This is a genomic window from Klebsiella sp. D-Nf1, from assembly GCF_002810515.1.
Taxonomy (GTDB): domain Bacteria; phylum Pseudomonadota; class Gammaproteobacteria; order Enterobacterales; family Enterobacteriaceae; genus Klebsiella; species Klebsiella variicola.
Window position 1 is genome coordinate 952138 of sequence record NZ_PIOK01000001.1, and the last position, 25512, is coordinate 977649.

Here is a 25512-nt window from a genome sequence, read left to right on the forward strand (position 1 = left end):
CAAATAAGAATAACCCGGCGTTTTGCTGATTCACAATTCCTCTTTTTTCCTTCATCATTTGTCATCTTTTATTTCGAATAATCAATATTTAGCCCAGCCTCAGCACGCTATTTTTTGACTCAAGGCCGCGATGAACTATAAGAAAGTACGTAATGCCGCACTCAGGCTGGCGCCGTTTGTTGACAACAATGCCCGCCGGACTCCGCGGTTCGCCAATGATATACGCCATCCCGGGAGGAACTGGTGCACCCGATAATTAAGGTCATGCTGGTGGGAGGTAAGGCCGACGGGCTGTTGGTCAGCGTCGCCGATGACGCGACCGAGGTCTCGGTGACGCCTGCTCAGTACGGTGCCCCATCCGGGCAACCGCTGAGCTATCGTATTGTCAGTCAAACCATTGACGATGAACGCTATTATTTTGGCGTCTTCAGTGAAGCCCATCAGGATAGCGACAAGCTGACGCGGGTCGCCCTGACCCGTGGAATGAAAAAAATGTTCTGTTAAACCCTGCCCGAATGAGGGCGTGAGAGGGTATCCCTGGCGCCGCTATGCTACTGTGGCAGCCTTCTATTTCCAGGGCAGGACCTATGATGATTCAGTACATCCGTATTCAAAACTTTCGCTCGGTCAGGGATATCGCGCTGGAGCTCGGGCCGCTGAACATTGTCTTCGGCCCCAACGGCTGCGGCAAATCCAATATTTATAACGCCATCCACCTGCTGACCGCCGCCGCTGACGGCAAGCTGTCGGGGTTTATCAGCGAAGAGGGCGGTCTGGAGAATATGATGTGGTCCGGGGAGCGTTCGCCCGTTGATCGTCATCCCCGCCGTCTGCAAATCGCCTGCCGGACCGACAGCTTCGATTATGAGCTGCAGATAGGCTTCCCGGAAAAATTGCCCTATCCGACGCAGTTCATGCTCGATCCCATCGTTAAAGAAGAGAACATCTGGCTGGCCGGCTACTCCCGCCGGCCTTCCTCCCGCGTACTGCAGCGTAAGAATCAGGCGGCGTTTCTCGTCGATGTGACGGGGGAGAAAAGTACGTTCACTGAGAGCATCTATGAAAACGAGTCGGTGTTCGGTCAGCTCGGCGAACCGCATCGTTTTCCCGAGGTGTCGCGGGTGCGGGAGACCCTGCGCCGCTGGCGGTTTTACCATGAGTTCGCCATCGGCCGCCATTCGCCGCTGCGTCAGCCGGCCGTGGGATACCGTTCGCCAGTGCTCGACAGCGATGGCCATAATCTGGCGGCCGCCTTTCAGACCATTGTCGAAATTGGCGCGGAAGAGATTTTGCACGAGATCCTCGCCGACGCCTTTCCTGGCTGCCAGTTTTACTGTGAAAACGAGCAGTCACGTTTCGCCCTGAAAATGCGTCGCGAGGGGATCCGCCGCCCGCTGCTGGCGGCGGAGATGTCTGACGGTACGCTGCGCTTTTTGTGCCTCGCCGTCGCGTTGCTCAGCCCGCGCCCGCCGGCCTTTCTGGCGATCAATGAACCGGAGAACAGCCTGCATCGCGACATGTTGCCCGCGCTGGCCCGGCTGATTATCGAGGCCTCGCGCTACAGCCAGATCTGGCTGACCAGCCACTCGGCAGAGCTGGCGGAGCTGATTGCCGCCGGGGCGCCTTGCCAGCGCTATGCCCTGGAGAATCGCGGCGGGGAGACGCGGATTGTCGAGTGAGTCCCGTCGTCCCTGACGGGAGCCGGAGTCAGGCGGGGGTCTGCGTCCCCGCTGCTGGCAGCAGATTTTTCCCGCCCCGTAAGGTAAAGAACGAGAGCAGGGTGAAGCTCAGGGTGATACACCCGAGGATCAGATAGGCCTGATGGAAGCCGACGGTGTCGTACATCCGGCCAACCCAGGCGGAAAGCACCACCCCGGAAAGCTGTTTCGACAGGTTAAAGCCGATCAGAAACAGGGTGGCCGAGAGCCGCGGGTTAAAGGCGGAGGAGATATATTTAAAGGTCCCGACCAGCAGGAAGGGGATCTCAAACATATGCAGCATCTTGAGGATCACCACCTCCACCGCCGATGAGGCAAAAGACGACCCGAGAATACGCACCGACATGATCATCCCCGCGGTCAGCAGGGCGTTTTTGGCGCCGATGCGGTTAACGATGGCCGGGGCGCAGAACATAATTAGCGCGTTGAGCAGCTCGCCGCCGGTGGTAACAAAGCCAAACACTTCGGTCCCGCGCTGCGGGCTGGCGAAAAAGCTTTTGAAAAAGTTGGCGAACTGCTGGTCAAACACGTCATAGACGCTGGCGACGCCGATCACATAGACGATAAAGCCCCAGAAGCGCGGCATACGCAGCAGCTCTGCCGCCGTGCGCAGCGAAAAGGCCTTGCGATTGGCGCCCAGCGCCTCGATAACCTCGGCGCTGTTGCTGCTTTCCGGTCGCGACAACCAGAGCAGCAGACCGAGCACCAGCGCAAAACCGGAGGCGATCCAGAAGGTGATGTTGGGATCGATGCCGAACAGCACGCCGGTTATCGAGGCGCACAGCGCCCAGCCGACGCAGCCTGCGACCCGCACTTTGCCATATTCAAAGCGGTTGGCCCGGCTGACGCGTTCGATATAGGCTTCCACCGCCCCGGAGCCGCTGGAGAAAACAATCCCCAGATAGATCCCGCCCGCCAGTGCCCCGGCGATAATATTCATTTGCAGCAGCGGTGAAAAAACGAAAATAAAGAACGGTGCGAACAGAATTAACAGCACCGTAATAGTCCACAGCAGATGTTTGCGCAGGCCGAGCTTATCCGACATCAGGCCAAACACCGGCTGAAAAATAATGGCGAATAACGAAATAGACGAGAAAACGATCCCGGTTTCCGTTTTGGTTAAATGGTTAACGTCCGCCAGCCACACCGGAAAAAACGGAAAGTAGGCCGACATAATGAAATAGTAAAAGAAAAAGAACAGCAGGAAATAGACAAAATTATGCCGTTCTCGTGGCGCCAGTTCAGAGAATTTCATCACCATGATCCCTTGTTATTCTGTTTGTAGGGTGGGGGCTGTCGCCCCCACGGATTAAAGGCAACGCAATGAGACCTCGTACTGCCAGCGCGTTTGGCTCAGGAGCCACTGCGGTAGCACGCTGGGGGTCCAGGAGTCATCGCCGCCCACCCCCATATGCAGGCCGTCGAGGGTGATCCACACGCCGTCTTCGGCCTGCATCTTGTGCCAGTGGTCGGTCTCCATCAGCTGACGGGTACTCCACGGCTGAACGGAGAAGTGGAAATGACCGCTGACGTGCCAGCGTCCCCAGTCCAGCGCCTGGGTATCACAGCGCAGGCCGTTTTCCGTCGGGAAGATGTAGGGCGTCGTCATCGCCGCCAGCGGCAGCTCCCAGCGGGCGAAGCAGGCGCTGCTCCGCCGGTCGGGGTAGTTCTCATGCGGCCCCAGCCCCAGCCAGCTCACCGGCGCCTGCTGATCCGCCACCTGGAAGTGCAGCCCGACCCGCGGCAGCGGCGGTAGGGTTTCTGCCCGTTCGCCGTCCACCGCCAGCCGCAGCGTACCGTCCGCGGTGAAGTGCATGCGCCAGTGGCTGACAATCACTACCTCTTCGCCGCGCAGATAGTGCCAGCGGCAGTCGACGAGGGTTTCATTTGCCAGGCGCTGCGCATCGCACTGGACGCAGTGCGCCTCAAGATCGTACAGGCCGGCGCTTTTCCAGCGCTCCACCCAGGCGTTGGGGTCGATGCGCTCTACTTCGCTGACCCCGATGTCGTTGTCGAGCGGCGCGCGAATAAACTGGTCACGCAGGGGGGTCAACAGCTGCTCCTGACCGCCAACCGACCAGCGGCTCAGCAGACCCGTCCGGCGATCGATGGTCCAGCATTGCGAACCGGCGCGGATCTGCCAGACCTCGTCGCTGACGATAAGATCCGGAGCGCCGGCAGGCACGGTGGGCGCCGGCAGCGCCAGCGGGGCGGGCAGGGGAAACTGTTGCCAGGCGACGCGGTGTTCCGCTTCTGACCAGGCGGTCGCCCGGGGCTGGGTCACCTCCAGCGTCAGCCACACCGCGCGGGCGCCTTCAGGCAGGATCAGGCTGTCGAGCAGCGTTATCTCGTCGCTGCCCTCAGGGGGCAGCGCAAGGGTCAGGTTGCCGTGATACAGGGTTTCACCGGCCGACTGCACCTGCCAGCGCACCACTTCGTTATCGGTTGGACGGAACAGGTATTCGCTGGTGATGCGCACCCGCAGCGGCGAGGTCGACAGCAGCGTGAACTGAAAATACTGTTGGGCGTGCTTCGCCTCCACCAGCGACGGATGCGGCGTGCGATCGGGAAACACCAGACCGTTCATACAGAACTGGCGATCGTTAGGCTTATCGCCAAAGTCGCCGCCATAGGCCCAGCCGACGCTGCCGTCGTCAAAGATTTTGCGGATCGCCTGATCGGCCCAGTCCCAGATAAACCCGCCCTGCAACCGCGGATACTCGCGGAAGGCCTGCCAGTAATCGGCGAAGTTGCCGAGGCTGTTGCCCATCGCGTGGGCATATTCGCAAAGGATCAGCGGCCGCTGTTCGCCGGGCAGGCTGATCCATTTTTTGATCCCCCATTTGGGTACCGCCGGGATCGGCTGGTCGCGTTCGACGCGGGCGTACATCGGACAGATAATATCGGTGGCGGTGGTATCCGCGCCGCCGCCCTCGTACTGCACCGGACGGCTCGGGTCGTTGCGTTTCAGCCAGTGGTACAGCGCTTCGTGGTTACCGCCGCCGCCGGACTCGTTGCCCAGCGACCAGATGATAATGCACGGATGGTTGCGGTTGCTCTGTACCATCCGGGTGACGCGGGCGCTGAAGGCTGGCAGCCACGCCGGATCGTCGGACAGCCGATTCATCGGCACCATCCCGTGGGTTTCAATATTGGCTTCATCGACCACGTACAGACCGTAGCGGTTGCAGAGTTCATACCAGCGCGGCGCGTTGGGGTAGTGAGAGCAGCGCACGGCGTTAAAGTTGTTCTGCTTCATCAACAGAATGTCCTGCACCATATCCGCCTCGGTGACCACCTGACCGCGCAAATGATGATGCTCATGGCGGTTAACGCCGCGGATCAGCAGCGGTTTGCCGTTGAGACGCAGCAGGCCATCGGCAATCTCGATGCGGCGAAAACCGATGTCCCATGCTTCGGCCTCCAGCAGTTCGTCGCCGCGCCACAGGGTGACCACGGCGCGATAACAGTTCGGGGTTTCCGCGCTCCAGTGCGCCGGCGTCGCCACCGCCAGGGAGAAATCGACCCGTTCCGCGTAGTGGCCGCGTTCATCCACCGCCGGGGTGCCTAACGGCTGCCGCCCGGCGGCGACCTGCTCCTCGCCGCGCCACAGGCTAACCCCGACGCTGAGCCCGGCAAGCGCCGCCTCTGTCGCTTCGATCGTCGCCTGGACCTGCAGAGTGCCATCGCGGTAGAGGGCGTCGAGGGCTGGCGTCAACTGCACGTCGCATAGCCGTTGCTGCGGCTTATTCAGCAGCCACACCGAGCGGAAAATGCCGCTCATCCGCCACATATCCTGGTCTTCCAGCCAACTGCCGGCGCTCCAGCGCATGACCATCACGCACAGGCGGTTGGCGCCTGGACGCAGGAAGGGGCTGAGATCGAACGCTGCCGGCAGGCGACTGTCCTGTGAATAGCCGACCCAGACGCCATTGCACCACAGATGAAATGCCGAGTTGACGCCATCGAAAATAATCTGCGTCTGTCCATCTGCGCGCCAGGCTTCTTCGATCTCAACGTGCAGGGAATAACAGCCGGTCGGGTTATCCTCCGGTACCCGCGGTGGCGTGGTATCGATGGGATAGCGGACGTTGGTGTAGATCGGCGCGTCATAACCCTCCATCTGCCAGTTGGAGGGCACTGGCGTGCCGCGGCTGTCCGGCAGATCCTGCGTCAGCCACTGCGCATCGACGGCGAACGGGCTGCGGGCGTAAGCGAACTGCCACTCGCCGTCCAGCTGACGGCGGCGTGTGGAGGGATGGTTATCCCGGGCGGCAAGCTCATCGCGCCAGCTGGCGAAAGCGGGATGCGCCGGCAGGCGGTTAAGGTGGGTAATGGTTTGGTTCTGCCAGTCTTCACGGGCGAGGACGGCGTGAAAGTCGGGCGTGTGGCTGTGGCCGGTATCGCTAATTTGCATTTTAATCCCCGGTAAGTCAGAAAATGTCATTCGCTAAACAGGATGATTAACGTTATCGGGTAATTTGTTTTTTCCAGCAATCACGCTGAAAATGAAATGAACAGACGATCACGAAAGCGGGGGCAAAACGCTGTTTTTTGTCGCGCGTTAAACATAAAATGTTAGCGCACGACATTGTTATCGCTGAGGAGAAAATATGCCGCGTCGTACCGCAACCCTGGAGGATGTCGCCCGCGCGGCGGGGGTCTCCCAACAGACGGTCTCCCGGGTGTTGAACCGTCCTGAGGTGGTGTCAGCCCGCACCCGGGAACAGGTGATCCGCTCGATGCAGACGCTGCACTACGTGCCTAACCGCTCGGCGCAACTGCTTGCCGGCAAGGCGGCGCCCTCCATCGGGCTAATTACCGCCTCGCTGACGCTGCATGCCCCCTCGCAGATCGCCGCCGCGATAAAAAGCCATGCCAGCCTGCATCAGCTGGAAGTGGCGATAGCGATGCCGGCGCAGGCCGATTTTGTCGCGCTACAGGCGCGGCTGGATGAGCTGCGCGCTCAGCATATTCGCGGGGTGATCGTCAGTCTGCCCCTGGAGAGCGCCACCGCCGAGCGGCTGGTGCAAGAGAACCCGGATATGGCCTGCCTGTTTCTTGATGTCTCTCCGGAGGCCGATGTCTGCTGCGTGCGCTTCGACCACCGCGACGGCTGCGGAGCCTGTGTGCGCCACCTGTGGGAGCTGGGGCATCGCGAATTCGGCCTGCTGGCGGGCCCGGAAAGTTCGGTTTCCGCCCGTCTGCGTCTCGCCAGCTGGCGCGAGGCGCTACACAGTCTGAATATCGCTCGCTCAACAACGGTGTTTGGCGACTGGAGCGCCGCCAGCGGCTGGCAAAAAACGTTCGAGCTGCTGCATCTGCAGCCGCGGATCAGCGCCATTGTGGTGGCGAACGATCAAATGGCGCTCGGCGTGCTCAGCGCGCTGGCCCAGCTTAATCGCAGCGGTAGCCGGGCGGTATCGGTGACCGGCTATGACGACACCGCCGACAGCCTCTATTTCCAGCCGCCGCTCACTACGGTGGCGCAGGACTTCGATCTGCTGGGCAAGCGGGCGGTGGAGCGGCTGATCGCCCTGATGGCGGCGCCGCAGCTGCGGATCCGCGAGCTGCTGCCGACCCGGCTTATCGTGCGCCAGTCGGCCTGGCCTGCCGCCGTCGCGGAGGACCAGCAGCAGACCCTCGCGCAGTTGAAAGCGCTGGTGGAAAAACTTTAGCGCAGGCCGTTTAGGCTTTATTGAGGTTGACTCTGTTAACCTCGTCATCAAACGTAGAGAGGTCAGGATTATCTGTCTGCGAAAAATGCAAAACACAATCTATCCATGCAAGCATTGATTTACCGCCAGTCATATGGCGGTTTTTTTTTGCCATCGCCTGCCTCTATCGTTTTCTTCCGTTCGCCTTTCCGCCTGGCATATCCTGCCGCGGCATGCTAGATCTTGCTTCCGGGGATCCATCCGGGAGACGACGGGAGGCAAGGTTATGATGGTGATAGAGGGTAAAGAGGCGATCGCGCGGGTGGACTGGCAGCGGGTGCGAACCATTATCGCCGAGGCCGGATTGAATGAGCGCGATGTTCAGCAACTGGAGCAGGCGTTCCGCCAGAGCACCTTCTGCTGGTTTGGCTATGAGAACGGCCAGTTGATTGCCGTGGCGCGAGCTATCAGCGACTGTACCTGGAGCAGCTATCTGTCGGATGTGGCGATCGTCCCCGCCCGTCAGGGGCAGGGTTACGGACAACAGTTGATGCTGGCCATCCGGGAGCAGTTGCTTCCCTTTGGCAAAATTTTTATCTATGCGGTCGCCGATAAAATTACGTTTTATCAGCGCTTTGGTTTTGCCATGCTGACCACCGGCATGGTCTGCGCCAGCGATGAGGGCATGCACAACATGCAGGAGCAGGGCTATATCCGTCAGCGATGAAAGCAGGCGCTTAGAAACGCCTGGCTTAAACGTGTAAACCAGGCGCAGGCTGTCAGAGGGGGCGTTCGAGCACGAAAAGATACGCTTCCCGCGACCAGAACAAAGCGGTGCGGCGGCGCTCCACCGACATGGTTTTCACTTCCCATCCTTCACGGGTATAGCTGCTGAGAAACTGGCTCATTTTGTCAGGGTCCGCCTTGGCTTCGCCAAAAAACAGGCTGCCCAGCAGCCCCTCTTTATAGATCACTACCCGACACTCTTTCTTCATCATCGACCCTCCTGGCGACCCGTTTACTGTTGCTGTCTATTGTCCGTTGCCGCGACGATTTTGCAATCGGAGAAGTGGCAAACTGTTTCCGGTACTGCAGCGGGCTTAGCGCAAACTGCTGGCGAAAATGGTGGCGCAGGGTGCCGGCGCTGGCAAACCCGCAGCACTCAGCGATCTGATCGATGGACATCGTGCTCTCCGTCAGGTGCTGGCGGGCGCGCAGCAGCCGCTCGTCCAGCAGCCAGCGGGCGGGCGTTTTACCGGTGGCCTCCTCAAAGCGGCGCAAGAAAGTGCGTGGTCCCATGCCGGTGCGCTGGGCGAGGGAAGCGACGGTATGGCTGGCGGCAAGATGCTGGTGCAGATAGTCAAACAGCTGCCCAAGGCGCTGGCTCTCCCGGCTGCGGGCTACCGGGCGCAGGACCTGCTGCGCCTGACCGCCGTCGCGATGGGGAGAGACCACCAGGCGGCGGGCGACGACGTTGGCTGCTTCGCTGCCGAAATCCTTGCGCACCAGGTGCAGACAAAGGTCGATCCCCGCCGCGCTGCCCGCGGACGTCATCAGCAAATCATCGCCCACGTAAAGCACATCTTCCACCACCTGGATCTGCGGGAAACGGGACTGCAGCGCCGCGGTGTAGCGCCAGTGGGTGGTTGCCTGGCGGCCATTGAGTAGCCCGGCGGCGGCGAGAACGAACACCCCGGAACAGATGGAAATAATCCGGCATCCGCGGGCGTGGGCGGCAGCCAGGGCGGCGCACAGCGCCTCCGGGACCGGGGCGTCGATGCCGCGCCAGCCGGGGACCACAATCGTATCCGCCTGGGCGAGAAGTTCAGGCCCGCCGTCAGTCATCAGGCGGATGCCGCCGGTGGCGCGCAGCGGACCTTCATCGACGGCGCCGACCGCGAACTGGTACCAGTTGCCGCCCATTTCCGGGCGCGGCAGGCCGAAGATCTCCACGGCTACGCCAAACTCAAAGGTGCAGAGTCCATCGTAGGCGAGGGCGATCACCTGATGACGTGACGGTGTCACAGAAGGGGTTGTCAGGATGTTAGCGTTTTCTGTCATGGTTGCCGGCAGATCAGGGTGATGGGCGTCAGTAAAGTAGTGTTATCACAGACAAGGAGAAGACGCCATGAGTGTAGTAACCCAATTTACCCCCGCCACCTCCGCTGAGGCTATCCGCTGGTTCCGCCACAAGCTGCATCTTGAAACCGACTGCGCCGATGTGCACAGCGCCCAGCGTGCCGGCGAGGTCGACTTTGTCCTGCTGCACGTGGTTGGCAGCGAGGAAGCCTTCGCCAGGCGTCACCTGCCTGGCGCGCTGCATCTCCCGCACCGGGAGATCACCGCCGGGAGAATGGCAGCCTGGCCGACAGATACCATGTTTGTGGTCTACTGTGCCGGGCCGCACTGCAACGGCGCCGATATGGCCGCGCTGAAGCTGGCCGAGCTGGGACGGCCGGTGAAAATGATGCTCGGCGGGCTCACCGGCTGGGAGGATGAAGGATTTGCGTTCGCCGACGCTGAATGAATTTTTTTCATGTACCATGAAATATTCTCGTTTGCGACCCGCCAACCTGCATGCCAGTATCTGGACATATAGCCATCCAGAAGTCTAAAAATTCAAATAATGAACTATCACGGTGGGCAACTAACGCGCCCACCGCTAAGGAGACAGCATGCAACGTCAACAGGCCCCGTTCCGCGCAGACATCGTCGGCAGTTTTTTACGCCCGGACAGCATTAAACAGGCGCGTCAGCAGCTGGCTGAGGGGATTATCGACGCCAGTCAGCTACGCGAGATTGAGAATAACGCGATCCGTCATCTGGTCCAGCAGCAGTGCGACTGCGGCCTGCATGTGGTCACCGACGGTGAGTTTCGTCGCGCATGGTGGCATTTCGATTTCTTCGATGGCCTGCAGGGCGTTGAACGTTACGATGCCGAGCAGGGGATCCAGTTCAACGGCGTGCAGACCAAAGCGCACGGCGTTCGCGTCACCGGCAAGCTGGCCTTCGGCGACCACCCGATGCTGGAGGATTTCCGCTATCTGAAAAGCATCAGCGGCGACGCGCAGCCGAAGATGACCATTCCCAGCCCGAGCGTGCTGCACTTCCGCGGCGGGCGGAAAGATATTGATGCCACAGTCTACCCGGACCTTAGCGACTACTTCGACGATCTGGCCACCACCTGGCGCGACGCGATCCGCGCGTTTTATGACGCCGGCTGCCGCTATCTGCAGCTGGACGATACCGTGTGGGCCTATCTGTGCTCCGATGCCCAGCGTCAGCAGGTACGCGAACGCGGCGACGATCCGGATGCGCTGGCGCGCATTTATGCCCGGGTGCTGAACCAGGCGCTGGAAGGTAAGCCGGCCGATCTGACGGTGGGCCTGCACGTCTGCCGGGGTAACTTCCGTTCAACCTGGATCTCGGAAGGCGGTTACGAGCCGGTTGCCGAGGTGCTGTTTGGCGGCGTTAATGTCGATGCCTTCTTCCTTGAGTACGACAACGACCGCTCCGGGGATTTCGCGCCGCTGCGCTTTATTCGTCCCGGCCATCAGCAGGTGGTCCTCGGGCTGATCACCACCAAAAATGGCGAGCTGGAAAATCCGCAGGGGGTAAAAGCGCGTCTCACCGAGGCGGCGCAGTACGTGCCGCTCGAGCAGATCTGCCTGAGCCCGCAGTGCGGTTTCGCCTCCACTGAAGAGGGCAATGCCCTCAGCGAAGACCAGCAGTGGCAAAAAGTCCGTCTGGTGACGTCGATCGCCGCCGACGTCTGGTAATGACTTTCATAGCGCAGCGTTGCACCGTGATGAGGCAACGCTGCCGTCCCCACCGTCTCCGCCGCCCACCTGTCCCGCATCCTGCTGCTTTCACAACCTGGCACCGTTTTTGCCTTATCACCTCTGGTTAGCTGTTAATTCTTTATTTTTGCGCTACTCAGGAGTGAATCATGCAACGTAGAACGTTATTAAAAGCTTTTGCACTCTCCGCCTCTGTTATGGCTATGGGCCTCTCATTCCAGGCCTACGCCGCCGACACCATCAAAGTCGGGATCATGCATTCGCTCTCCGGGACGATGGCGATTTCCGAAACGCCGCTGAAGGACGTCGCGCTGATGGCCATCGACGACATCAACGCCAAAGGCGGGGTACTGGGCAAGAAACTGGAGCCGGTGGTGGTCGACCCGGCCTCCAACTGGCCGCTGTTTGCCGAGAAGGCGCGCCAGCTGCTGGCCCAGGATAAAGTGGCGGTGGTGTTTGGCTGCTGGACATCGGTCTCACGTAAATCGGTGCTGCCGGTGTTTGAGGAGCTGAACGGCCTGCTGTTCTACCCGGTGCAGTATGAAGGGGAAGAGATGTCCCCCAACGTCTTCTATACCGGCGCGGCGCCTAACCAGCAGGCTATCCCGGCGGTGGAATACCTGCTAAGTGAGGATGGCGGCGGCGCCAAACGTTTCTTCCTGCTGGGGACGGACTACGTCTATCCGCGCACCACCAACAAGATCCTCCGCGCCTTCCTGCATGCCAAAGGGATCCAGGACAAAGATATCGAGGAGGTCTACACCCCGTTCGGCTACAGCGATTACCAGACCATCGTCGCCAATATCAAAAAATTCTCCGCCGGTGGCAAAACGGCAGTGGTCTCCACCATCAATGGCGATTCCAACGTGCCGTTCTACAAAGAGCTGGCTAACCAGGGTCTGAAAGCGACCGATGTGCCGGTGGTGGCCTTCTCGGTAGGGGAAGAAGAGCTGCGCGGCATCGATACTAAGCCGCTGGTCGGCAACCTCGCGGCATGGAACTACTTTGAGTCCGTCGATAATCCGACCAACAAAGCCTTTGTCGCCGACTATCGCGCGTACGCCAAAGCGCACAAGCTGCCGAATGCCGATACGGTGGTGACCAACGATCCGATGGAAGCGACCTGGGTGGGTCTGCATATGTGGGCGCAGGCGGTGACCAAAGCGGGCACCACCGATGTCGACAAAGTGCGCGAGGCGATGGCCGGGCAGACCTTCAATGCGCCGTCCGGTTTTACCCTGACTATGGATGCCACCAACCATCATCTGCATAAGCCGGTGATGATCGGTGAAATTGAAGGTAACGGTCAGTTCAACGTGGTCTGGCAAACCGATAAACCCGTCCGCGCGCAGCCGTGGAGTCCGTGGATCCCCGGTAACGATAAGAAACCTGACCATCCGGTGAAAACCGTCAGCCAGTAAGCGCCAGGGCCGGCGGGGCTGGAGCATAGCACCTGTCGGCCGCTGACCAGAGGAGAACGACATGAACGCATTGCGTCTCATGAGTGTGTTGGCGCTACTGCTGATCCTGCTGCCGTGGCGGGCGCAGGCCGCGGAGGCGGACGACTTCGTTGCCGCCAGCCGCAGCCAGCAGGCGCAGCTGTTGACCCAGTGGGCGGCAGCACCGCAGGCGGATCGTCTGCCGCTGCTGCGGGCGTTGACCACCGAGAGCCTGGTGATGGACGACGGAAAACATGCTTTCCGCACCCGACAGGGCGGATTACAGCCATTGGGTGCCGTCGCCGCGCCGCAGGGCGAAACCCGACCGGTCCGTCTGACCAACAGGCTGCGCAATCTGGCTGCCGGCGCGCTGGCCAGCCACCTTATTTTAAGTGACAACGTCACGGAGAGAGCTTCCGCCGCGCGCACGCTTCAGCGGGAAGCGACCCCGGCCATGGCCGCGCTGCTGCAACAGCGGCTGCAGGCAGAAACCGATGAAAATGTGCGGGGCCTGCTGGAGGTGGCGCTGGCGCGCCTGCAGCTCACTCAGCCTGAGGCCAGCGCGCGGCTGGCCGCCGTGACGCTGCTCGGCCATTCCGCGGACCCGGAAACCCAGGCGCTGCTGATCCCCTTTACCGATGCCCAGCATGAGCCGGATGCGGCGGTGCGCGAGGCGGCCAGCGACAGCCTGCAAAAGATCAAACATCGTCTGCTGCTCGGCGATCTGCTGGGCCAGGCCTTTATGGGGCTGTCGCTGGGATCGGTGCTGCTGCTGGCCGCGCTGGGGCTGGCGATCACCTATGGCCTGCTGGGGGTGATTAACATGGCCCACGGTGAGATGTTAATGATCGGCGCCTACAGCTGCTGGCTGGTACAGCAGGCGCTGGCGCAGCTCGCGCCGCAATGGCTGGCCTTTTATCCGCTGGTCGCGCTGCCGGTGGCGTTTCTGGTGACCGCCGGGATCGGCATGGCGCTGGAGCGCACCATTATTCGTCATCTGTATGGTCGGCCGCTGGAAACGCTGCTCGCCACCTGGGGGATCAGCCTGATGCTTATCCAGCTGGTGAGGATGTTGTTTGGCGCGCAGAACGTGGAGGTGGCAAACCCGGCCTGGCTCTCCGGCGGCGTGCAGGTCCTGCCGAACCTGATCCTGCCGTGGAACCGGCTGGCGGTGCTGGCGTTCGTCCTGCTGGTGCTGTGTTTTACCTGGCTCATCCTGAACCGTACCCGTCTGGGGATGAACGTCCGCGCCGTGACGCAGAACCGGGCGATGGCCGCCTGCTGCGGCGTGCCTACCGGGCGGGTGGATATGCTGGCCTTTGGCCTCGGCTCCGGTATTGCCGGGCTGGGCGGCGTGGCGCTGTCGCAGCTTGGCAACGTCGGGCCTGAACTGGGTCAGGGATACATCATCGACTCGTTTCTGGTAGTGGTGCTGGGCGGCGTCGGCCAGCTGGCCGGCAGCGTGGCGGCGGCCTTTGGGCTGGGCATTTTCAACAAAATTCTCGAACCCCAAATGGGCGCGGTGCTGGGCAAAATCCTGATCCTGGTGATGATTATTCTGTTTATTCAGAAACGCCCGCAGGGTCTGTTCGCGCTGAAAGGGAGGGTTATTGACTGATGAGCCAACCAATCACCTTAACGCTGGCACAGCGCGCGCCGCGGCCTCTGCGCTGGCTGGGGATCCTGCTGGTGCTGGGGCTGCTGAGTATGCCATTCCTGGCGCTGCTGCCGGCCTCGCATCCGCTGGCGGTGCCGAGCTGGCTGCTGACGCTGAGCGGCAAAATCCTCTGCTACGCCATTGTGGCGGTGGCGCTGGATCTGGTCTGGGGCTATGCGGGCATGCTGTCGCTGGGGCACGGGATCTTCTTTGCCCTCGGCGGGTACGCCATGGGGATGTACCTGATGCGCCAGGCGGCGGGCGACGGCCTGCCGGCGTTTATGTCTTTTCTCTCCTGGAGCGAGCTGCCCTGGTTCTGGTGGGGCACGCAGCATTTCGCCTGGGCGATGGCGCTGGTGGTGCTGGTTCCCGGTCTGCTGGCCCTGGTTTTCGGCTGGTTTGCCTTTCGCTCGAAGATCAAAGGGGTCTATTTCTCGATCATGACCCAGGCCCTGACCTATGCCGGTATGCTGCTGTTCTTTCGCAACGAGACCGGGTTTGGCGGCAACAACGGCTTCACCGGTTTTACCACGCTGCTGGGTTTTCCGGTCACCGCCACCGGCACCCGCGCCACCCTGTTTATGGCCACGGTTTTGCTGCTGTTGCTGACCCTGTGGCTGGGCTCGGCGCTGGCGCAGAGTAAGTTTGGCCGGATCCTCACCGCGGTGCGTGACGCCGAAAACCGGCTGATGTTCTGCGGGTACGACCCGCGCGGCTTCAAGCTGCTGGTATGGACGCTGTCGGCGGTGCTCTGCGGTCTGGCGGGGGCGTTATATGTCCCGCAGGTCGGGATCATCAACCCCAGCGAAATGTCGCCGACCAACTCCATCGAGGCCGCCATCTGGGTCGCGCTCGGCGGGCGCGGCACCCTGATCGGCCCGGTGCTTGGCGCGGGGCTGGTCAACGGCGCGAAAAGCATTTTCACCGTGGCGATGCCAGAGTACTGGCAGCTGTTTCTGGGCCTCATCTTCATCATCGTGACCCTGTTTTTACCCCGCGGAGTGATGGGCCTGCTGCGTCGAGGAGACCGCTAATGCAACCGGATGAAGGACTGTTTACCCGTCAGCTGCCCGGCGATCGCTTTCGCGAACAAACCGATCCGGTGCTGCAGCTGGAGAATATCAACGTCAGCTTTGACGGTTTCCGGGCGCTGACGGATCTGTCGCTGGCGATAGGCGTCGGCGAACTGCGCTGCGTGATCGGCCCCAACGGGGCGGGCAAGACTACCCTGATGGACGTGATCACCGGCAAGACCCGGCCGCAAAGCGGCAAAGCGCTCTATGACCAGTCGGTGGATCTGACCACTCTTGACCCGGTGGCCATCGCCCGCCAGGGCATCGGGCGCAAGTTTCAGAAGCCGACGGTCTTCGAAGCGCTGACGGTGGCGGAAAATCTCGCCCTGGCGATGAAGGGAGATAAATCGGTGTGGGCCAGCCTGCGCGCCCGGCTGAGCAGCGAACAGGACGATCGGCTGAATGAGGTACTGCGCCTGCTGCGTCTCGACGGCGAGCGCTACCGCCAGGCCGGTCTGCTGTCCCATGGCCAGAAACAGTTTCTTGAGATCGGCATGCTGCTGGTGCAGGAGCCGCATCTGCTGCTGCTTGATGAGCCGGCGGCCGGCATGACCGATGCGGAAACGGAGTATACGGCGGAGCTGTTTCGTACCCTGGCTGGACAGCACTCCCTGATGGTGGTGGAGCACGACATGGGATTTGTCGAGACCATCGCCGACCGGGTGACGGTCCTGCATCAGGGCCAGGTGCTGGCGGAGGGATCGCTGCGGGAGGTGCAGGCCAATGAGCAGGTCATTGAAGTTTATCTGGGACGTTAAGGAGCGCCAATGTTACAGGTGAGTCAGCTACATCAATACTACGGCGGCAGCCATATTTTGCGTGGGGTGGATTTTTCCGCCCGTCAGGGCGAAGTCACCTGCCTGCTGGGGCGCAATGGCGTCGGTAAGACCACGCTGCTGAAATGCCTGATGGGGCTGATCCCGGCGCGCAGCGGTGAGGTACGCTGGCAGGATCAGAACATCACCCATCGCAAACCGCACCAGCGGGTGCAGGCCGGGGTCGCCTACGTTCCCCAGGGGCGCGAGATATTTCCGCGCCTGACAGTGGAAGAAAACCTGCTGATGGGGCTGTCGCGCTTTCCCGCCCGCGAAGCGCAGCAGGTGCCGGAGGAGATCTACCAGCTTTTCCCGGTGCTCAAGACCATGAAGCAGCGGCGGGGCGGTGACTTATCCGGCGGTCAACAGCAACAGCTGGCGATTGGCCGCGCGCTGGCCAGCCGTCCGCAGCTGCTGATCCTTGATGAACCCACCGAGGGGATCCAGCCTTCGGTTATCAAAGAGATTGGCGAGGTGATCCGCCAGCTGGCGAGCCGCGGGGATATGGCGATCCTGCTGGTGGAGCAGTTCTATGACTTTGCCGCCGGGCTGGCGGACCACTACCTGGTGATGTCGCGCGGCGCCATCGTCCAGCAGGGTAAGGGCGGTGATATGGAGAGCGACGGCGTGCGCGCCATGGTGACCATCTGACCAGGCCGGCGGCGTGCGCGCCGCCGGTTTGCGGGCTATTTGCGCAACAGCCGCTGCAGGCGCGCCTGGCGCCAGTTTTTGATCCATTCGCCGAACACGAACAGGCGTAATCCTCTCACCACCAGCAGGGCGCCCCAGATCAGGGCGACCCAGCCGGACCAGTAGTACTGTGGATTAGTAAAGCGGTTAAGCACCGCCAGCAGCACGCAAACCACCAGCGCCACCGACAGCGAACGGAAAAAGCGGCTCTCCTGATGCACCCGCGCTTTGGCTTCCTCTATGCGCAGATCCAGCGAGGCTTCCGGGCCCGGCGCACCCTCCCGCGAGGCTTCGCCGCCGATCTCGGCCACCGTGACCTCAAAGACCGCGGCGAGGGCGCTGAGGGTCTCCAGCCCCGGGCGTTCGCCATTCTCAATGCGCTGGATCGTGCGGACGCTGAGACCCGCCATTTCGGCCAGCTGCTCCTGGGACCAGGCGCGCTGTAGCCGTAATTGTTTGACCTGATTGTTGCTGTTCATATTCGTATGCTCCATGACGTTCTGCGGATGTAAACCTGTGATGGAGTATGGTGAACCGGGCCGCCAGCCACCACGACAGCGACCCGACAGCGGCCCGACATCAACCCGACATCAACCCGACAGCCGCATGCCAGCTGGCGTCAGGCGTTGGCCAGCGGACAATCCGGCTGCCAGGGACGGGCATTCATCCCGCGGAAAATCATCAGCCAGGCGGCGACAATCGCCACGATAAGAATGACAAAAAGCGACCAGTGCGGCAGATGGGTGAGGATCATCCCGGTGAACATCGGGTTAAATGCCGCGCCCAGCCACCCCAGCGACTGGGCGGAGAAGTAACTGGCCTTCATCCCCGACGGGGCAATATGGTCAATCAGCATATACTCCCCGGGGGCATAAATCACTTCGCCGAGGGTGAAGATCGCCGCCGAGATCCCCCACGCCCACAGGTTGGCGCCAGAGAACATAAAGCCCACGAGGCCGATAACAAAGCAGACGGTGCCGAAGGTCATCAGCGGGCGAATATTTCTGGCGCTCAGTCGTCGGCCAACCGCGTACTGCAAAGCGACCACCACCGCGGCGTTAACCGGGAGCACGACGGCCACCACTTTCTCGGCGAAGTCACTGCTGGCGACCACCAGTACATACTGCGAGAGACAGGAGGCGAAAGCGCCGCTGACGAAGGAGGCCAGCAGCCCGGAGCAGGTAAACCACAGCAGCGCCCGGTCATGCAGCAACACTGAGGGAGACCAGGCGGCAGCACCCGGCTGGGCCGCGGCCACCTCCCGCTGGAGAAACAGCTGAATAAACACCAATGGAAAGGCGGCGCAGGCGGCCGCCAGCCAGAACGGCAAATTGATGCTGTGCATCACCAGCAGCGTGCCGATGGGCGGCCCGACGGTCCAGCCGATATTGAGGATGGTATAGTTCAGCGAGAAGATACGCGCTTTTTTCTCCGGCGTCAGTCGGTCGGCGAACCAGGCTTTTAGCACGGTGGAAAACACCGAGTAGGCGCAGTTGATCAACGCAAAGAAGATCACCACCAGGATGGGATTATCGACCAGCGGTATCGCGCTAAATCCCAGAATAAACACCAGCACTGACCACACCATATAGCGCTTTTTGTCGAACTTATCCGCGAGGATGCCAAAGCCCATGCTGAACAGCACGCCGACCACCAGCGCCAGCGACAGCGCGTAGCCAATCACATCGACATCCAGCTGATAACGTCGGGTGAGGTAAATAGTCATAAACGGCAGTGTGGCCCCGCGGCCAATAGTTAACAGTAACGACGATGCCAGCAGCGCGATGGTGGAGCGCCTGAGAGTGGTGATCATGATTTCCTTGCCTGTCATGTTGTTATAATTTTATGTCTTCGATCACAAATAACATGCTCATTACGCCTTGTACAGGTCAGCCCGGTCGCCGGGCGCACTTCCTGGCCTGCCAAAAATAATGATCTATCCCGATGGCCGCTTTTTGGTTACTTTGATTTTGTTCACAAAAATTCTAATAACGACAGAGGCAGGGTATGACGAGGAAAGATGGACTGCTGGCGCTGCTGGTAGTGGTGGTGTGGGGGCTTAACTTTGTGGTGATTAAGCTGGGATTACACAATATGCCGCCGCTGATGCTGGCGGGGCTGCGCTTTATGTTGGTCGCCTTCCCGGCGCTGCTGTTTGTGTCCCGGCCTGCCATCCCGCTGCGCTTGCTGCTGGGTTATGGCCTGACCATTAGCTTTGGTCAGTTTGCCTTTCTGTTCTGCGCTATCGGCCTGGGTATGCCTGCCGGGCTGGCTTCGCTGGTACTGCAGGCGCAAGCCTTCTTTACCATCATTCTCGGCGCCTTCGTCTTTGGCGAACGTCTGCAGGGCAAGCAGCTGGCGGGGATCGCGCTGGCGATCTTTGGCGTGCTGGTGCTGGTAGAGGGCAGCCTCGGCGGGGAGCATGTGCCGCTGGTGGGCTTTATGCTGACCCTGGCGGCAGCGCTCAGCTGGGCCTGCGGTAATATCTTCAACAAGAAAATCATGTCGCATGCCGCCCGGCCGCCCATTATGTCGCTGGTGGTGTGGAGCGCGTTGATCCCGGTGCTGCCGTTTATGCTGGCCTCATGGCTAATTGATGGCCCGCAGACCATGCTGGCGAGTCTGCAACACATCGATCTGCTGACGATACTGTCGCTGCTCTATCTGGCGTTTATCGCCACTATCGTCGGCTATGGTATCTGGGGATCGCTGCTGGGGCGCTATGAGACCTGGCGGGTGGCGCCGCTGTCGCTGCTGGTGCCGGTAGTGGGGATGGCCAGCGCTGCGCTGCTGCTGGGGGAGACGCTGAGCGGACTGCAGCTCACCGGGGCGGTACTGATTATGGCCGGGCTCTATATTAACGTCTTCGGCTTACGTCTGGTGCGGCCGGGTATAGCGCGCGGATAAAAAAAGCCCCGAAGAAGGGGCTACACAATTACGCGTGTAATGGCATCACAGGTCGTGCTGCTGGTAGTACGGCACGCCCAGTTCGTCGGATTTATCACTGCCAGCCGCCATATGATTGAAATCAAATGGCGAATCGTTATGTTCCGAAGGGATAATCATTGTATCACGCTGGTTTTGACGCACCGGCGTGGTGTTTTGCTCCGCATAGCTGAGGCTGGAGACCAGCGACAGGAGTACGATAGCTGCGGTAGCGAATAATTTCATGATTTCCTCAATACGTCTTTGATAATGCAGGCGATTAACATCAGTTATTTAGCGGATGCAGATAGCGGGATTCGCCAGGTACATTCGTTATGCGATACTTGTGGGGCGGAACATCGAAATAGTTCTTGAACGTTCGCGTCAGGGTCTGCTGCGACTCGAAACCGTAGCGTTCCGCCAGGTACAAAATGGGCTCATTGCTCTGCTTGAGCTTTTGCGCAATCTCCGTCAGCTTGCGGCTGCGGATGTACTGGCCGAGGGAATGGCCGGTCTCTTTCTTAAACATTCGTTGCAGGTGCCACTTGGAGTAACCTGAACGCTCAGACACTTTTTCCAGCGACAGGGGCGATTCCAGGTTATCCTCGATCCACGACAAAATACTATGGATAGTGATGGCGTCATTATTACGTCTGGACATCATCTTACCTCTTCTTATTTTACGGCAGGACCTTCTTGAGTAGTTGCTCAAGCGCGACGACTTCGTCCGCCGACAGATTTTTTGTTAACTCCTGGTGTAACTTCTGACCCACAACCTGATGACACTGCTCGCAAAGGGCTGCGCCGTCCGGTGTCAACTGCACCAGCACGCCGCGCTTGTCAGCGGGGTTGGGTAACCGTTCAATCCAGCCTTTGCACGCCAGGCGGTCGAGCATACGCGTCATCGCGCCCGGGTCGACGGAAAGCACGGTTTTCAGCTCAACGGGGGTAATACATACTTCGCAACGAATGGAACAGAGCACGCGAAACTGGGTCGCGGTAATATCCATGGGTGAGAGGTAGTCGTTGAGCAGGCGATCTTTTTTCTGGTTAACCATCTGGATCAAGCGGCCCAACGGGATCATTTCATTAAACAGGTCGCTGGTACTTTTCATGATGGTTGCCCAGGCAATTAATTAGTTGCAAGTGATACTATTGCCCAGGCAATCATAAGTCAACATTATGAATTGGCCGATGCCACGATTTGCTAAAATAAAAAAATCTGACGTGGGTCACTGTTTGTGGTTTTGCTAACGCTTGTTAATTTTTAGCGGAAGTGGTTTATCAGCAGGCTGGCGGCGAAAGTGTCGAAGCCGGTATACTCACGGAACGAAACAATACTTAAAAAATGAATATTAACGGGACTTTAATTAACTATGTTCGATTTGTTTAAAGCAATAGGGCTTGGCCTGGCGGTGCTTTTACCGCTGGCAAACCCACTGACCACCGTGGCGCTGTTCCTCGGCCTGGCGGGCAATATGAACAACGCCGAGCGGAACAAGCAGGCGTTGATGGCATCGGTGTATGTGTTCGCCATCCTGATGGTGTCGTGGTATGCCGGTCAGGTGGTGATGAATACATTCGGCATATCAATACCTGGGCTGCGTATCGCCGGGGGATTGATTGTAGCTTTTATCGGTTTCCGCATGCTGTTCCCCCAGCAAAAAGCCCACGATTCGATGGAAGCGAAGATCAAATCGGAAGAACTGCAGGATGAACCGACCGCCAATATCGCCTTTGTGCCGCTGGCGATGCCAAGCACCGCCGGTCCGGGCACCATCGCGATGATTATTAGCTCCGCCTCGACCGTTAAGCACGGCGTGGACTTCCCGGAGTGGGTGGTACTGGCGGCGCCGCCGATCATCTTTTTGCTGTTAGGGGTGATTCTGTGGGCTTGTCTGCGCAGTTCCGGCGCGATTATGCGTCTGGTAGGCAAAGGCGGCATCGAGGCCATTTCGCGACTGATGGGCTTCCTGCTGGTCTGTATGGGCGTGCAGTTTATTATTAATGGCGTGCTGGAGATCATTTCGACCTGGCACCCCTGATCGCCCCGGATGGGATGAGAGACAACAGCCTGCCGGTAGCAATGCCGGCAGGCTTTTTTATCGCTGTAACTCAGGAGTGGTGCGGTTGATGGTCTTCCAGCGATACCGGCCAGCGGCGGAAGATCATCAGAGACCATACCAGCGCGGCCAGCGCCGGGATGGCACCGATGTAGCCGATGGAAGCCATCGACAGATGCAGACTCACCTGGCTGCCCACCAGCGCGCCAGCGCCAATACCAATATTAAAGATGCCCGAGAACAGGGACATGGCGACGTCGGTGGCATCCGGCGCGGAAGCCAGCACTTTAACCTGCATACCGAGACCAATAATCATGATCGCCACGCCCCAGAAGATACTGAGCAGCATCAGATGATGTGCATTGTCCGAGGCAGGCAGGAGCAACAGCAGGCAGGCCAGCAGCAGGCCGATAGCGATGCTAATCAGCCCGGAAGCATGCTGGTTGCCGAGCTTACCGAACAGAATGCTGCCGATAATACCGGCCCCGCCGAGGATCAACAGCAGCACGGTAGCAAAGTTGCCGCTCAGGCCCGCCACCGTCTGGACAAAGGGCTCGATATAGCTGTAGGCGGTATAGTGGGCGGTCACCACCACCACGGTCAGAATATAAACGCTGACCAGCGCCGGACGGCGGAACAGCACCGGCAGGCTTTTCAGCGAGCCAGAATGTTCGCTCGGTAGCGTCGGCAGCAGTTTTACCAGACAGGCAAGGGTGGCTAACGCGCCCAGGCCAATCGCCAGGAAGGTCATTCGCCAGCCAAAATACTGGCCGATGATGCGGCCAATCGGAATACCGAACACCATCGCCAGGGCTGTACCGGTGGCGATCAGGCTCAGCGCCTGCGCCCGTTTGCCGGGAGGCGCCATGCGGATGGCCAGCGCTGAGGTAATCGACCAGAAAACCGCATGCGCAAAAGCGATGCCAATGCGGCTAATCACCAGGACGTCAAAACTCCACGCAAAAAACGACAGAACGTGGCTGGCGATAAACAGAATAAACAGGCCGATGAGCAGACGCCGGCGCTCCATTTTGCTGGTGAGCAGCATAAACGGCAGCGACATCAGTGCGACCACCCATGCATAAATGGTGAGCATCATGCCCACCTGGGCGGTTTCCATGCCGAAGCTGCCGGCAATATCGGACAGCAGACCGACAGGGGCGAATTCTGTGGTGTTGAAAATAAACGCGGCGATGGCCAACGTCACGACACGTAGCCACGCTACCTTGCGTGAGACCGTATTCGTAGTCATAAGCTCTGGATGGGTGATTCAAGGGAAGATGTGACGGTGATCTTAAAACGATTACTGGCGAAAAGACAATCATTTTGTGATCTGTATCTCATTTCGCTGCAAGTGGCTGGCCGCGGTTAAACAATTAATTTTGCTATGGATAGTGTCAGGGGAGCGCTTTTATGTCATGTTGAAGGAAAGTAAAAAAAGTAAGGACAGTGTATGCAGGAAATTCAATTTTATCTGGTCGATGCCTTCAGCGATAAAAACTTTGGCGGTAATGCCGCGGCCGTTTGCCCGCTCAGCGAGTGGTTAGCGGACGATGTATTGCTGAAAATGGCCCAACAGCATAATCAGTCCGAAACGGCGTTTTTCGTCCACACCGACGAAGGCTATGAGCTGCGCTGGTTTACCACGCTGGGCGAGATCAACCTCTGCGGCCACGCCACCCTGGCGACGGCGCATGTTATTTTCGAGTATCTTGACCATCCCTCGGCGACGATTACCTTCAGCACCCGTTTTGTCGGTGAACTGCGGGTGACCCGCAGCGGCGACTGGCTGACGCTCGACTTCCCGGCGTGGTCGACTACCCCGGTGGACAACCCGCCGGCGGACCTGCTGGCCGGACTGGGGCTTGAGTCTGCCGTCGAGGTGCGGGAAGGGCGTGATTATCTGGTCGTGCTGGCGGATCGCCAGCAGGTTGAAGCGGTGCAGACCGATATGGCACGTCTGCAGAAGCTCGGCAAAATGATCTGCGTCAGCGCGCCGGATGAGGAGTATGACTTTGTCAGCCGCTTCTTCTGCCCGGGAGAAGGGGTGCCGGAAGATCCGGTGACCGGCTCCGCCCACAGCATGCTGATCCCCTGGTGGGGCGAAAAGCTGGGAAAAACCACCATGACAGCGCGCCAGGTTTCCGCCCGCGGCGGCGACCTGCGCTGCCAGTGGCAGGGCGACAGGGTGCTGATTGGCGGCCAGGCCACCACCTATCTGCGCGGAACGGTTTACCTGCGAGGGTAACAATGTGTTTACGCCCGGTGGCTTCGTCTACCGGGCGGATTGTGCTTAATGTTGTTCTGCAGTATTCAGGACCGGTGATTTTTCACCTTGATCATTGATAGGTTCGATTTTTCCCATCAGGAACAGGTAGTTGATTATCCCGACCACGACCAGAATGGCCGAGAAAATCAGTGCCCAGTTGAATGATCCTGTTGCGGCGACGATCGCACCCGTAATAATAGGACCTACCGCGCCCCCCATATTTGACACCGTATTCTGCAGCCCAGCGACAATGGAGACACTGTTTTTGGGTGCAACATCACCCGGTAAGGCCCAAACCTGTGATGCGGCTACCGTAGTGCCTGATTTGGCGACACACAAGAGAAAGACGGTCATGAAAACCGAGTCGGTAAATGGCGCAAAACCGATGCAAAGAGCCATGAGCAAGCCGATGGTCAAAAACAGTTTACGGGTGGCCGTAAGAGACAACACTTTTTTATGTACCAGGCGATCCGAGGCCCAGCCAGCAAAAATTTCGATAACCATTCCGCATAATAAAGGCAGAGCGGCTACCATTCCCATTTTTATAAAATCCATCCCTTTTTCTTTTACCAGGTAAGTAGGAAGCCAGGTAATGAAAAAATAGGAGGTATAATTGATGGTAAAAAAGCCGATGCACATTGCCCAAATGTTACGATAACGCAAGAGCTTATACCATTTCATGGGTAATACCGTTTTGTCGCCGTGATGTTGTTTTTGTCCATCACGAATCAAACGTACTTCTGAAGCGCTAATGCGTTTATGTTCTTCAGGGTTTTCAGCATAGATAAAATACCAGGCGATAACCCACAAAATGCCCACACTACCGATTATCAAAAAGGTCAGTCGCCAGTCAAAGGTGTAGATCATCCAGACGATAAGCGGCATGGCAATCGCCCCGCCAAATTTTGACGCACTATCGAAGAGTCCGGATACGGTGGCACGTTCTTTATCCGGAAACCAGCGTGCGGCGATCCCTGCGTTGCTGGGGTAGGCTGCGGCCTCGCCAACACCCAAAGCCAGACGCAATGCCAGAAGTGATTTAAATCCGGTTGCCACGCCCATCATTGAGGTGGCAATAGACCACCAGGCGACTGCTATACCGAGTCCTTTCTTTTGACCAAAGCGGTCTGCAAACCATCCCGCGGGGATCTGCAATAATGAATATGACCAAAAGAAGGCCGCCATGATAAAGCCCATCATTTCGGGATCGAGTTTCAGTTCATCAATTAAATGAGGGGCTGAGGCAGATAATACCGTTCGGTCGATATAGTTAATGGCAATAGCCAACCACATTAATCCGGCTATCCACCAGCGAATACGAGTATTGCTAGCTGTCGTGTTCATATATTCGGCTCTGAGTAGATGTTCGTCATTTTGGTGGGAATGACATGCTTCCCACCTCGTTA

Annotated in this window: 25 protein-coding genes; 14 read left to right on the forward strand and 11 right to left on the reverse strand. The window is 59.3% G+C overall.

What is annotated here, in order from left to right; translation table 11 throughout:
- The first annotated feature begins 243 nt into the window (after positions 1–243).
- Together CWM54_RS04645 and CWM54_RS04650 are read left to right on the forward strand one after the other, a co-directional pair.
- Entirely contained in the window at positions 244–504 is a 261-nt protein-coding gene (locus tag CWM54_RS04645) for a hypothetical protein (RefSeq protein WP_008804980.1), read from the forward strand.
- Positions 505–590: 86 nt separating this feature from the next.
- Positions 591–1679, forward strand: a complete 1089-nt coding sequence (locus CWM54_RS04650) for an AAA family ATPase (RefSeq protein ID WP_023322574.1) — start codon at positions 591–593, stop codon at positions 1677–1679.
- A 28-nt stretch (positions 1680–1707) separates the two neighbouring features.
- Here the strand turns inward: CWM54_RS04650 and CWM54_RS04655 are convergent, their stop codons facing one another.
- Together CWM54_RS04655 and CWM54_RS04660 are read right to left on the reverse strand one after the other, a co-directional pair.
- Positions 1708–2973: an MFS transporter gene (locus CWM54_RS04655; RefSeq protein ID WP_100696190.1), complete on the reverse strand. Its 1266-nt coding sequence runs from the start codon at positions 2971–2973 to the stop codon at positions 1708–1710.
- A 54-nt stretch (positions 2974–3027) separates the two neighbouring features.
- Positions 3028–6135, reverse strand: a complete 3108-nt coding sequence (locus CWM54_RS04660) for a beta-galactosidase (protein ID WP_100696192.1) — start codon at positions 6133–6135, stop codon at positions 3028–3030.
- 196 nt (positions 6136–6331) lie between these two features.
- Between CWM54_RS04660 and CWM54_RS04665 the strand changes: the two genes are divergently transcribed.
- Entirely contained in the window at positions 6332–7396 is a 1065-nt protein-coding gene (locus tag CWM54_RS04665) for a LacI family DNA-binding transcriptional regulator (protein WP_100696194.1), read from the forward strand.
- Positions 7397–7661: 265 nt separating this feature from the next.
- Entirely contained in the window at positions 7662–8102 is a 441-nt protein-coding gene (locus CWM54_RS04670; protein ID WP_100696196.1) for a GNAT family N-acetyltransferase, read from the forward strand.
- Between the two features lie 52 nt (positions 8103–8154).
- Here CWM54_RS04670 and CWM54_RS04675 read toward each other — a convergent pair whose 3' ends face one another.
- A complete protein-coding gene (locus tag CWM54_RS04675) occupies positions 8155–8370 on the reverse strand; it encodes a DUF4177 domain-containing protein (protein WP_004205985.1) in 216 nt (71 codons plus the stop codon).
- Positions 8339–9436 (reverse strand): transcriptional regulator FtrA, encoded by a 1098-nt coding sequence (gene ftrA, locus CWM54_RS04680; RefSeq protein WP_100696198.1) that lies wholly within the window; start codon positions 9434–9436, stop codon positions 8339–8341. The genes CWM54_RS04675 and ftrA overlap by 32 nt, the downstream gene beginning before the upstream one ends.
- 67 nt (positions 9437–9503) lie before the next feature.
- Here ftrA and CWM54_RS04685 point away from each other — a divergent pair, with 67 nt between their 5' ends.
- The 7 genes from CWM54_RS04685 to urtE all read left to right on the forward strand — a co-directional run bounded on the left by CWM54_RS04685 (position 9504) and on the right by urtE (position 16810).
- Entirely contained in the window at positions 9504–9902 is a 399-nt protein-coding gene (locus CWM54_RS04685; protein WP_100696200.1) for a rhodanese-like domain-containing protein, read from the forward strand.
- Between the two features lie 148 nt (positions 9903–10050).
- A complete protein-coding gene (locus tag CWM54_RS04690) occupies positions 10051–11154 on the forward strand; it encodes a cobalamin-independent methionine synthase II family protein (protein ID WP_100696202.1) in 1104 nt (367 codons plus the stop codon).
- A 170-nt stretch (positions 11155–11324) separates the two neighbouring features.
- A complete protein-coding gene (urtA, locus tag CWM54_RS04695) occupies positions 11325–12596 on the forward strand; it encodes an urea ABC transporter substrate-binding protein (RefSeq protein WP_012968272.1) in 1272 nt (423 codons plus the stop codon).
- A 61-nt stretch (positions 12597–12657) separates the two neighbouring features.
- Positions 12658–14232, forward strand: a complete 1575-nt coding sequence (urtB, locus tag CWM54_RS04700) for an urea ABC transporter permease subunit UrtB (protein WP_008804970.1) — start codon at positions 12658–12660, stop codon at positions 14230–14232.
- Positions 14232–15305 carry an urea ABC transporter permease subunit UrtC gene (gene urtC, locus CWM54_RS04705; protein ID WP_008804969.1) on the forward strand — a complete coding sequence of 358 codons (1074 nt, stop codon included), beginning with the start codon at positions 14232–14234 and terminating at the stop codon, positions 15303–15305. The genes urtB and urtC overlap by 1 nt, the downstream gene beginning before the upstream one ends.
- On the forward strand, positions 15305–16102 hold the full coding sequence (urtD, locus tag CWM54_RS04710) for an urea ABC transporter ATP-binding protein UrtD (RefSeq protein WP_002904321.1): 798 nt from the start codon (positions 15305–15307) through the stop codon (positions 16100–16102). Before urtC ends, urtD begins: the two co-directional genes overlap by 1 nt.
- Positions 16103–16111: 9 nt before the next feature.
- Positions 16112–16810 (forward strand): urea ABC transporter ATP-binding subunit UrtE, encoded by a 699-nt coding sequence (urtE, locus tag CWM54_RS04715; RefSeq protein ID WP_008804968.1) that lies wholly within the window; start codon positions 16112–16114, stop codon positions 16808–16810.
- 35 nt (positions 16811–16845) lie between these two features.
- Here urtE and CWM54_RS04720 read toward each other — a convergent pair whose 3' ends face one another.
- Positions 16846–17328, reverse strand: coding sequence for a helix-turn-helix domain-containing protein (locus CWM54_RS04720; RefSeq protein WP_012541779.1), 483 nt, complete (start codon positions 17326–17328; stop codon positions 16846–16848).
- A 140-nt stretch (positions 17329–17468) separates the two neighbouring features.
- Entirely contained in the window at positions 17469–18662 is a 1194-nt protein-coding gene (gene ydeE, locus CWM54_RS04725; protein ID WP_100680192.1) for an efflux MFS transporter YdeE, read from the reverse strand.
- Between the two features lie 194 nt (positions 18663–18856).
- Between ydeE and eamA the strand changes: the two genes are divergently transcribed.
- On the forward strand, positions 18857–19756 hold the full coding sequence (gene eamA, locus CWM54_RS04730) for an O-acetylserine/cysteine exporter (RefSeq protein WP_061154654.1): 900 nt from the start codon (positions 18857–18859) through the stop codon (positions 19754–19756).
- 45 nt (positions 19757–19801) lie between these two features.
- Here the strand turns inward: eamA and marB are convergent, their stop codons facing one another.
- The 3 genes from marB to marR are packed head-to-tail and all read right to left on the reverse strand — an operon-like array spanning position 19802 to position 20889.
- Positions 19802–20020 carry a multiple antibiotic resistance protein MarB gene (gene marB, locus CWM54_RS04735; RefSeq protein WP_038422522.1) on the reverse strand — a complete coding sequence of 73 codons (219 nt, stop codon included), beginning with the start codon at positions 20018–20020 and terminating at the stop codon, positions 19802–19804.
- A gap of 40 nt (positions 20021–20060) precedes the next feature.
- Positions 20061–20435: an MDR efflux pump AcrAB transcriptional activator MarA gene (marA, locus tag CWM54_RS04740; protein ID WP_002904397.1), complete on the reverse strand. Its 375-nt coding sequence runs from the start codon at positions 20433–20435 to the stop codon at positions 20061–20063.
- 19 nt (positions 20436–20454) lie between these two features.
- A complete protein-coding gene (gene marR, locus CWM54_RS04745) occupies positions 20455–20889 on the reverse strand; it encodes a multiple antibiotic resistance transcriptional regulator MarR (RefSeq protein ID WP_008804963.1) in 435 nt (144 codons plus the stop codon).
- Between the two features lie 261 nt (positions 20890–21150).
- Here marR and CWM54_RS04750 point away from each other — a divergent pair, with 261 nt between their 5' ends.
- Positions 21151–21819, forward strand: a complete 669-nt coding sequence (locus CWM54_RS04750; protein WP_002904403.1) for a MarC family NAAT transporter — start codon at positions 21151–21153, stop codon at positions 21817–21819.
- 70 nt (positions 21820–21889) lie between these two features.
- Here the strand turns inward: CWM54_RS04750 and CWM54_RS04755 are convergent, their stop codons facing one another.
- Positions 21890–23089 (reverse strand): sugar transporter, encoded by a 1200-nt coding sequence (locus CWM54_RS04755; protein ID WP_008804962.1) that lies wholly within the window; start codon positions 23087–23089, stop codon positions 21890–21892.
- 201 nt (positions 23090–23290) lie between these two features.
- On the opposite strand from CWM54_RS04755, the gene CWM54_RS04760 reads away from it, so the two are divergent.
- Complete coding sequence (locus CWM54_RS04760; protein ID WP_100680193.1) at positions 23291–24085, forward strand: PhzF family phenazine biosynthesis protein; 795 nt, start codon at positions 23291–23293, stop codon at positions 24083–24085.
- Between the two features lie 45 nt (positions 24086–24130).
- Here CWM54_RS04760 and CWM54_RS04765 read toward each other — a convergent pair whose 3' ends face one another.
- A complete protein-coding gene (locus tag CWM54_RS04765; RefSeq protein ID WP_100696204.1) occupies positions 24131–25450 on the reverse strand; it encodes an MFS transporter in 1320 nt (439 codons plus the stop codon).
- Positions 25451–25512: the final 62 nt, after the last annotated feature.